This window comes from Bacteroides caecigallinarum, assembly GCF_021530995.1.
GTDB classification, from domain to species: domain Bacteria; phylum Bacteroidota; class Bacteroidia; order Bacteroidales; family Bacteroidaceae; genus Phocaeicola; species Phocaeicola faecigallinarum.
This window is the reverse complement of sequence record NZ_JADYTF010000377.1, coordinates 1-245: the sequence shown is the minus strand read 5'-3', so window position 1 is coordinate 245 and position 245 is coordinate 1. Positions and strand designations below refer to the sequence as shown.

1 protein-coding gene is annotated in these 245 nt (G+C 44.1%); it reads left to right on the top strand.

Annotation, left to right across the window (positions count from 1 at the left end; translation table 11 throughout):
- A partial coding sequence (locus I6E24_RS17105) for a transposase (protein ID WP_235329883.1) occupies nucleotides 1–245 on the top strand: 245 nt, incomplete at both ends.

Here is a 245-nt window from a genome sequence, read left to right as displayed (position 1 = left end):
TATTGCAACAGACCTCTCTGCCGCCTTTATCTCCTCTGTATATGAGAATTGCCCAAATGCGGTGCACGTGTTTGACCATTTCCATGTGGTAAAGCTTATGAACGAGAAGCTGGATGAAATACGCAGGATACAATACCACATGGAAAAAGACATCAACAAACGTAAGGTGTTGAAAGGTACGCGATACCTGTTACTGAGTAATGGGGCGGATATCTTCGACAAGGAGTATAAGACACGGCTTGACA